This is a genomic window from Sphaerisporangium sp. NPDC005288, assembly GCF_040607475.1.
Taxonomy (GTDB): Bacteria; Actinomycetota; Actinomycetes; order Streptosporangiales; family Streptosporangiaceae; genus Sphaerisporangium; species Sphaerisporangium rhizosphaerae.
In genome coordinates this window covers 1-9,065 of record NZ_JBEXGT010000098.1, presented here as the reverse complement: position 1 = coordinate 9,065, position 9,065 = coordinate 1, and the positions used below count along the sequence as shown (strand labels likewise).

At 71.5% G+C, this 9,065-nt stretch carries 6 protein-coding genes; 5 read left to right on the top strand and 1 reads right to left on the bottom strand.

The genetic code is table 11. The features are described 5' to 3' along the window. On the bottom strand, positions 1-607 hold a 607-nt coding region (locus tag ABZU32_RS40700; protein ID WP_354932088.1), incomplete at its 3' end, for a hypothetical protein. A 293-nt stretch (positions 608-900) separates the two neighbouring features. Here ABZU32_RS40700 and ABZU32_RS40695 point away from each other — a divergent pair. Genes ABZU32_RS40695 through lexA form a run of 5 tightly spaced genes read left to right on the top strand, consistent with a single transcriptional unit; the run spans position 901 to position 8,976 of the window. Next, positions 901-2,592, top strand: a complete 1,692-nt coding sequence (locus tag ABZU32_RS40695) for a hypothetical protein (protein WP_354932085.1) — start codon at positions 901-903, stop codon at positions 2,590-2,592. Between the two features lie 9 nt (positions 2,593-2,601). Continuing rightward, positions 2,602-4,944 carry a hypothetical protein gene (locus ABZU32_RS40690; protein ID WP_354932082.1) on the top strand — a complete coding sequence of 781 codons (2,343 nt, stop codon included), beginning with the start codon at positions 2,602-2,604 and terminating at the stop codon, positions 4,942-4,944. Between the two features lie 20 nt (positions 4,945-4,964). Continuing rightward, positions 4,965-7,160 (top strand): hypothetical protein, encoded by a 2,196-nt coding sequence (locus ABZU32_RS40685; protein WP_354932079.1) that lies wholly within the window; start codon positions 4,965-4,967, stop codon positions 7,158-7,160. 53 nt (positions 7,161-7,213) lie between these two features. Beyond that, entirely contained in the window at positions 7,214-8,275 is a 1,062-nt protein-coding gene (locus ABZU32_RS40680; RefSeq protein WP_354932076.1) for a hypothetical protein, read from the top strand. Positions 8,276-8,316: 41 nt separating this feature from the next. Next, a complete protein-coding gene (gene lexA / locus ABZU32_RS40675; protein ID WP_354932073.1) occupies positions 8,317-8,976 on the top strand; it encodes a transcriptional repressor LexA in 660 nt (219 codons plus the stop codon). The last annotated feature ends 89 nt before the right edge of the window (positions 8,977-9,065 follow it).

Genomic DNA, 9,065 nt, shown 5'->3' with positions numbered 1-9,065 from the left:
GAGGCGCGCGCCGCGGGGCGCGCGCCTCGGCCAGCCGCGCCTCGGCCAGCCGGTCGGCGGCGGCGATGACCGCGGGGTCGCAGCCGGGCAGGTGGAGGCGGCGCCGGATCACCTCTCCCCCGGGCGCGGCGGCCAGCACGGTGGTGGCGGTGTGCCCCCGCGCCAGCTCGCCGCTCAGCCGCACCGACAGCAGGCCGGGCTCCCCCAGGCAGGCCCTGCGCACCGCGCCGAGATGCTCGGCGGGGACGTTCACGGACAGGGCCGCGGAGAAGGGCGGGGTGCCTGAGGGCGTGACGCGGCCGAGTTCGTGCTCGGAGCCGTCGCCGGCCCGCACCCAGGCGGACACCGACAGCGCGGTCAGCGCGGCCGCGGTCACCCGCAGCTCGCCGGGGGAACCGCCCAGATCCGCCGCGACGGCGGCCAGGCCGGCGGACAGCTCCGCCTCGCCGGGCCACCACACCGTGCCGAGGGTGAGCAGGCCGGTGTCGCCGGAGGCGATCAGCGTCACCATCGGGGTGCCCGAGGGCGTCATGGCCGGCTGGAGATCTCCCGGCACGACGTGCACGATCGCGGAATCGGCGTCGTCCAGGAAGAAGGCGTTCGGCACATCGCGACGATCTCACCCGCCATAAACACACGTCAAGACAAATAGCCATGCCTGTATATCGGTCCAAAGTTGAGACCTCATATCCCGCTAATTAGCTTGTTGGACCCCGGCTCCGGCGTCTACAGTCGCCCCAACGATCGAGGCAGGGGGGTCGTTTGCTGTCGCTGCCCGCATTGCCGCTCGGGGGAGCGGATCTTGTTTTCGCCGATGACCATGATCGGTCGGTCTATTACTTCGTACCCGCGATTCCCGGTGTCCGTCGCGGGCCGGATGGATCATCCTGCTTCTCATTTATGAAATATCGGACAAATAGTGGTAATGGGGGCGGCTTTCTCAGCCTCCAGACCGAACTGGCCGGCCCGGGCGCCGCTTTGGCCGACCGGCTGCGTGCGCACTCCGGCGGCCTGACCCCCGACATCCGATCGCCGCGGTTCGTCGACGGCAGGGCGTGGCTCACCGTCCCGGGCCAGGCACCGATCTCCGTCCGGCCCTCGCTGATGGACGGCTGCACGGCCACCTTCGAGGCCACCCTGACGGCCGAGGCGGCCACACTGGTGTGGGAGCAGGCCCGCGGAACCACCTCCCCGCTGACGGTGGCCTACGACCTGACCTTCCTCGCCCGGCTGCCCGAAGGCAGGGTGCGCCTGTGGTCGGCGGGCGGCGAGGCGGGCGTGGACGTCCTCGACCGCGACGACGAGCGCGACGCGTCCTTGGAACAATTCCGGCGGCAGCTCGCGGAGTGGGCGGCACGCGACCTGGCCGCGGACGGCGCGGACTACGACGTCGTCCTGTCGGCCGGCGCGGTCATCACCGGCAGGGCGGGCCCGGGCGGGAACCTCACGCTGCCCGCCGAGGAGTGGCACGAGTCCGACCTGAGCGCGCCGATCTTCCGCACGCTGCGCGTGGAGACGCAGTGCGACGCCGACTTCGCCGGTGACGACCTCCACTCGGTCCGGCTGCGGCTGCGGTGCGGATCGTTCCGGCACGAGGCCTTGTTCACCGACAGCGCCTCGGTGGACGTCGCCGAGACCGTCCTGCCGCCCGGCGGCGAGCCGGTCTACACCTACGACGCGGTCGTCCAGTTCGCCGGCACCGCGGCCACCGCGACCCTGCCCGAGGCCACCTCACGGGGCCGCTACCTGCTGCTGCGCGTGCCCGCCGCCGGGCGGCTGCGCGTGGAGGTCGAGGGCACGGCCGTGGACTGGGGGCCGACCGAGTCGGTGGAGATCGGGCTGCGGTACGACGGGGTGGTGGACACCGTGCTGCTGCGCGAGGACCTGCGCCGCGCGGTGTCCGAGCGGCGCGTCTCCGCGCTGATCGACCGGCCCTGGGAGCACCGGGTGCGGTACAACCTGCGCACGGGCCGCCGCGTCGAGCGGCCCTGGACGCCGGGCCGGGGCGACCGCCTGGTGCTCACCGGCCCCTACGACCGTTTCCTCGCCGTGCGGCTGCAGGCACCGGGCGGGTTCGGCACGGCGACGGCGCACATCGTCCAGTGCGAGCACACCGGCACCGACGGCCGGGTCACCCGGGAGACCCTGGTGCTGCGGCCCGGCGCGGAGACCGCGACGTGGACCGTCGGCCTGCTGCCCGGCGAGCCGCCCGGCTTCCGGTACAAGGTGGCCAGCACCTACGCGAACGGCGAGCAGCGCGCCGGAGAGTGGGTCGAGGCCTCCGGGTCGCAGGTCGTCGAGGTCGGCGACATGCCCGAGACGGTGCTGACCGTCACCGTGGCCGACGACCTGGTCGACTACGCCCAGGTCAAGCTCGTCGTGGTGCGGCTGACCGGCCCCGGCGCCACCGCCTCCCTGAGCTTCTCCCCCGCGCAGCGGGGCGCCCGCGCCTGGACCGCGCCGGTGCCCCCGGGCGCGCCCGCCGCCTACACCTGGACCGCGACGTACTACCTGGCCGACGGGACGCGCAGGACCGTGCCGGACACCGCCTCGGACCACAAGATCCTCGTCCTGCGACTGCCACCCCCGTAGGGAGCGGAGATGCTCAACCTCTTCAACAAGTTCATCGTCCCCGGCGTCGACCATGTGGAGATCTATCAGGACGACGAGGACGAGCTGCAGTTCTGGATGGTCAAGGGCAAGCCGTCGCTGGCCCTGACCGACGACGGCGGGCCCTCCATCTCGTTCATGGTGTTCGCGCGCGATCTGAGCCTCATGGCCACGGCGGCGGAGCAACTCCCCAAGGGCGAGACCGAGGGCGGGCTGCTCAGCATGACCCTCGAACTGGTCGTCAGCCAGGAGGACCAGGAGAAGATCATCGACTACATCACGGCCGACGTCCTGAACGGCGGGATGACGGCCTCGATGCACGAGGGGACCGTCGCCTACCGCCGGCGTTCCGGAGCCTCGGGCACGCCCCGCCTCTCCTACCCGACCTGGGTGGACGGCACGGTGAAGTTCGTCATGATGCCCAATACCGGGCCGACGTTCCTCAAGGGCTACGAAGGGTCGGACAAGCCCTCCCTGACCACCGGCAACCTCGCGAGCTTCACCATGCTGCTCGGCCAGGAGGGCGCGCGCCTGCTCCGCGAGTCGATGAAGAGCGGGGTCTCGCCAGGGGGCGTCTACTACAGCCTCAGGTACCAGGCCAGGCTGCCCAACATCCACATCTCGATCACCGGGAACTCCGAGGACGTCTACAACGAGCTCAAGGAGCACACCACGGTCGAGGAGAAGAAGGGTGATGTGGTCGTCCGCAGATATCCGCAGATATCCAGCCTCACAGAGCTGCAGACCAAGATCGCGAGCCTGCACGTGACGTTCGACAAGGTCAACTTCCCGGCCATGGACGGCCAGGGGCAGGCCGAGGCCGATGAGGCGTCCAAGCAGCTGGAGAGCCTCGTGCTCGACATCGCCCAGGGCTACCTCAAGAACCGCTTCTTCACCCCCGGGTTCACCCCCGACCTCAACAAGGACAAGCTCGGCACCGACCCGCTGCAGAACTTCAAGCCGGCGGGCACTCCCGTCCTCGGCGGCAACCAGCTCTGGCTCAAGGACTTCACCCAGTCCATGAAGGGCACCATCGACTTCACTCTGGACGGCCGGGTGTCGCAGCCGGTCAGCGTGCACCCCAACGCCAAGCTGTTCGAAGTGATCGACCCCGGGGTGCTGAGCGCGCTGACGGTGGAGGCCGACCTCAACACCCCGATCTTCCACCGCCTCGACGTCCCCGTCCGGGTCACCGCCGAGTTCGAGAAGGACCCGATCCACACCATCCAGGTGCACCTGGACTACCGGCAGACCGACGACCGGCCGGGCCACGCCGAGACCAAGGCCGCCTCGCAGACGTTCGACTTCACCACCGGCAAGGAGGTCTATTACTTCCGCACGTCGATGGCCAAGGCCGCGGACGGCACCCCCAAGGACACCTTCACCTATTCGAGCACGCTCCACTACCGGGCCTCGCAGAACTCGGTGCACGTCCCGCCCGTCCAGACCAACCTGAAGAGCCTCGTCATCGGCTACGACGCCCTGAGTTGCGTGCAGGTCACCTGCGTCAGCGGGAAGATCCCGTGGGAGGTCGTCAAGCGGGCTGACGTCACGTTCCGCTACCCCGGCCTGAACTCCCCCTCCGCCACCAAGACGGTGACGCTGACCTCCGGCGAGAGCGAGGGCAGTTGGTTCACCTACACCGACGGCAACCCGTCCCGGGAGTACGAGTACCAGGTCGTCCTCAGCCTGCTGGACGACAGCCGGATGGAACTTCCGCCCGTGCGCTCCACCGAGCCCCGCCCGGTGATCGACACCCCGTTCGACGACACGCTCACCGTCACCTTCACCCCGCAGGGGGCCTTCCCGCCGATCTCCTCCATCGTGCTGTCGGTCCGCTACGAGGACCCCGCCAACCACTATGAGGTCGACGCCGTGCACGTCTTCGAGGCCCACGACGACCCGTGGGTCTGGAAGGTGTGGCTGCGCGACCCCGACCGGCAGGAGTACCGGTACAAGGTCGACGTGGCCTACGCCGACGGCGCGGCGAGCATCGGCGAATGGCAGACCGGCGACGAGCGCGCGCAGTTCGTCGGCGAGGTGACCGGCGCCACTCTGAACGTCGAGGTGCAGCCGGCGCTGCTGGACATGTCCAAGTGGCGGCTGGTCGTGGTCCGGCTCAGGCACACCGACCCCGCCACCGGCCGCACCACCGAGAAGACCGTCCAGTACACCCCGGGACCCACGCCCGCGAGCCAGACCTGGACGGTCCCGCTGCGGGACGCCTCCGCCGCCCGGTTCACCTACGAGATCCAGGGCTACGGCGTGGACGGCGTCAAGAAGGTCGTCGGCCCCGTCACCACCGACGACCCGTTCCTCGTCATCGAGCTCTAGACGGCAGGACAGGAGAACAGATGGAAGGCGAGTTCCCGGCGAACGCCGCCGGACGCGTGCCGCTGTTCCTCGGCGACGACCCGTCGGTGCTCACCCGGTTCACCGGCGCGGTGGCCCAGGCGGAGGCCGAGGCCGCGCCGGTGCTCACCGCGCCGCCCTCCCACGTCCACCTGCCGTGCGCCGGCGTCTCCGGCCAGACGTACTACGTGCCGATGGCCTCGATCCCCCGGCGCACTCCCTCCTCGGCCACGCCCGCGGTCTTCCTCGCCAAATCGGGGGACGCCTGGGAGCTGCGGGTCACGCTGGAGCTCGGCCGCCACCCCGCGATACCCGCCGGCGCCGCGCCGCTGCCGGTGGAGGAGGTGAAGGTCGCCTTCACCACCTCCGTCCCGGGGGTCTCCGTGGTCTTCGGCGAGGTCCACGAGGAGCCCGCCGGCGGCACGGGGGCGGTGCGCAGGCTGGTCGCCGTAGCCCGGCTGGACGACGCCGCCCGGGTGGCCGCGGTGCTGCAGAAGGACCAGACCGCGGCGCTCACGGTCACCGGCACCGTCCACTGGCGGCTGGCCCTGCCCGAGCCGGAGCAGGACGATTCCGGCGACGGCCCCGACCCCTTCAAGCTTCCCCCCAAGGAGATCGCCATCGACAGGGGGCCGCTCAGGCCGCACCCCATCGAGCTCACCCCGATAATCGACCAGGCCGACCCCGCTCTCGTCGAGTACCACCCGGTGGAGGTCACCTTCACCGCCGCGGCCCTCGTGGCCGAGGACGTCCCCCTCGCCCCGCGAATCCAGCGGCTCGATCGCCGGCTGTTACGCACCCCCGACCAGTGGGTGCTGCGGGTACCGGTCCCGGCATACCGGTCCGAACCGCACGAGGACACGCTGGCGCTCGCGGCCGACCAGCGGGGGATCTCCATGTGGTTCCCCACCGAGTCGCACGCCAACCGGCCGATCTACGCGCTGGTCAACAGCGCGATCGGGTTCGACCCCGACACCGTGTGGATCGCCGGGCCCGCGGGGCCGTGGAAGGCCTCCCCCGTCCCCAACCAGTACTACGTGCTGCCCACCGAGTACCGGCTGGCGTTCGACACCGCACGGCGCATCCCGGCGGTGACGGCGCTGCTGCGCGAGCAACCGGTGTCCGAGGGCCGCCCGCCGAGCGCCGCCTACCGCGTCCGGGTGCGGTTCGGGCTGACGCCGTGGTTCGCCCCCGAGCCGCTCGAACGGCTCCGCGCCACGATCGCCGAGGCGGAGAACCTCGCCTACCCCGAGTTCGTCGTGGGGGGTCTGGAGAAGTCCGAGTTCCGCCCGTCCTCTCTGTTCACCGGCCTCGGCGGCGACGTCGTGGAGCAGCCGGACGGGTCGGCCGTCGACCCCGCCGGGTTCGAGCTGGTCTACGACTGCAGCCTTGAGTTCTACACGCTGCTGTGCCGCATGCTCGCCCCCGCGCAGGGGCCCGCGACCGGCATCGAGGCCGCCGTCCGCCTCACGCTCAAGACCTCGCCCGAGGACGCCGGCACGGTCAGGGAGATCCCCGTGCGGATCAGGCTGGACAACCCCGGCGACGAGTTCCTGCAGGTCGAGCCGGACGGCGCCGGCGCGCTCACCGCGCGGGTCAAGAACCTCGCCGCCGGGGCCGCGACCGTGCGGCGAGCGGTGGCGACGCTGCTGGTCATGACCCCGGCCGGGCAGCAGCCCGTCGACGCCGTCCCCGCGGACCTCTCCCCGCTGCCGTTCACCGTCCCGCCGGGCGGTGAGACCTCCGTGACCCTGACACCCCGCGAGCCTGTCGACCCGCGCGTCGTCGGCCGGATGGCCCTGGACTTCGACCGCGTGACGCTGGAGGTCACCGCGGCCGACGTGCTGGAGGGCGTGCACGAGCTCGCCGCGACCGTGAACCTCGACACGACCGTGCGGGTGCGGAGCTTCCAGCTCCAGCACGCCGACGGCCTGCCGCCGGCGCTCGCGGACCTGGAGGGCCTGGAGGTCCAGCTCAGACGGGGCGGCACCGAACCCGTGACCGTCTTCCTGACCCGCGAGGAGTACGAAAAGACCGTGCGCCTCGCCTACACCCTCGCCGACCTGGTGGCGGGCATGTCCCCCGACGCGCCCCGGTTCGAGTGGCGGCGGCGCAACCTGACCAGGGCGGGCACCGGCGCGTTCTCCGCGTGGGAGCCGATGACCGGCGGCGACCTGTACGTGCCGCCCGTCACCTGACCGGGCGTGCTCACGCGAACAGAACGGCACACGGCAGTCAAGGGGAGCAGCAGATGACAGCGGCACGCAGCACCGTCGTCACGGTAACCAACGCCACCGGCCAGGTGCTCGGCAAGGCCTGGCAGGACCTGCCGCACGGCATCTGGAGCGGCGGCATCGAACCCGCCTGGACGATAGGCCCCGGCGAGACCGTCAGCTGGCGGACCGAGTCCAACGGCGTGCTCACCGGCACCGAGGGCCGGGTCGGCTACCACATCGGCGACGCCGGCCCGATCGCCGAGCTCCACTGGGACAACCCCTACGGCGGGAGCAACAGCTACGACGAGGTGTGCCCGCCCGGCTGGGCGATGCTGCGCGGTGGCGGAGCCGGCGCCACCACCACCGTCACCTGGCTGCTGGAACCGGCCCAGTGGCACCTGACCCCCTTCCGGCCCAGCACGCACGGCTTCCGGTTCCCCAACAGCTGGCCGGCGGGCACCACGGACACGACCATCGACCTCGGCCTGGCCCGCCTCCCCATCGGCGACGCCTCCAACGGCCTGTGCGGCGGCATGGTGTACGCCGCCCTGGACTACTACATGGCCGGCCGGAGCATCCCCCCGCAGGTCGTGGCGCCGCCCGGTCAGGGAGACCCGCTGTTCGACTTCCTGGTGAGCCGGCTGTTCGACTCCTTCGACATCCCGAACCTGCCCGCCCGGCTGTTCGCCATCATGGAACCGGCCTACCCCGACACCGACGGCGGCGTGCTGGAGCCGGTCGGGCTCATGTCGGGCCGGTCCGCCGTGATGATCAGGGAGGCGTGGCCGAACATCAAGGAGTGGATCGACGCGGGGGTGCCCCGGCCGATCTGCCTGGTCGAGCTCAAGAGCCTCAACCCGGGCGACCTCGGCCGCAACCACCAGGTGCTGGTGTGGGGCTACTACGTGAACGGGACGGGCGTCGCGCTCGCGCTGTACGACCCGAACGACCCGCGCGACGACACGTGCTCGCTGTGGTTCGACGCCGCGCGCACCGACGTCGTCGTCGGCGTCGGCACCAACCCGCCCGATCTCGGCCCGGTCCTATGTTTCCTGACCACCGCCTACACGCCTGTCCAGCCGCCCCCGGGAACCTGACCCACCCGCCGCCGGGTGCCGGTGCGTCTAGCATTTCCCGGGTGACGACTTACGACGATGCCGACCTGGCCGAGTACCTGGACTCCTCGGTGCTGCCGCGGCGCCAGCAGCGGATCCTGGCCGTGATCCGCGACTGGGTGGTCAGGTACGGGTATCCGCCGAGCACGCGTCAGATCGCCGACGCGGTCGGGCTGCGGTCGTCGTCATCGGTGTCGAAACACCTGAAGAGCCTGGAGGAGAACGGGTACCTCCGCCGGAGCGCCACGATGACCCGGCCGATCGACGTACGCCTGTTCCTGCGGACCTCGGCGCCGGAGCCGGCCGGCGACCTGGTGAGCGTGCCCGTGGTCGGGGAGATCGCCGCGGGCACCCCCATCCTGGCCGACCAGCACCTGGACGACATGCTGACCCTGCCCCGCGACCTCACCGGGCGCGGCGAGGTGTTCGGGCTCCGCGTGCGGGGCGATTCGATGATCGACGCCGCGATCTGCGACGGGGACATCGTCGTGGTACGGCGGCAGCCCGAGGCGCACTCGGGCCAGATCGTCGCCGCGATGATCGACGGCGAGGCCACCGTCAAGGTGTACCGCCGGCGCGGCGGGCACGTCCTTCTCGAACCGCGCAACCCCGCCTACGACGTGATCGACGGTGACGCCGCCGTGGTGCTGGGCATCGTGGTCTCCGTCCTGCGCAGCGTCTGAGCTCCCCGCCCTGCCCGGCGCCTCTGCCCGGCGCCCCGGCCCGCGCGGGGGGCGGGCCGCCCCGGGGGCCCCCCGCCGCGGCCGCGGCC

Coding starts and splice junctions, on each gene's coding strand:
- ABZU32_RS40695 (WP_354932085.1), top strand. CDS start 901: ATGAAATATCGGACAAATAGTGGTAATGGGGGCGGCTTTCTCAGCCTC.
- ABZU32_RS40690 (WP_354932082.1), top strand. CDS start 2,602: ATGCTCAACCTCTTCAACAAGTTCATCGTCCCCGGCGTCGACCATGTG.
- ABZU32_RS40685 (WP_354932079.1), top strand. CDS start 4,965: ATGGAAGGCGAGTTCCCGGCGAACGCCGCCGGACGCGTGCCGCTGTTC.
- ABZU32_RS40680 (WP_354932076.1), top strand. CDS start 7,214: ATGACAGCGGCACGCAGCACCGTCGTCACGGTAACCAACGCCACCGGC.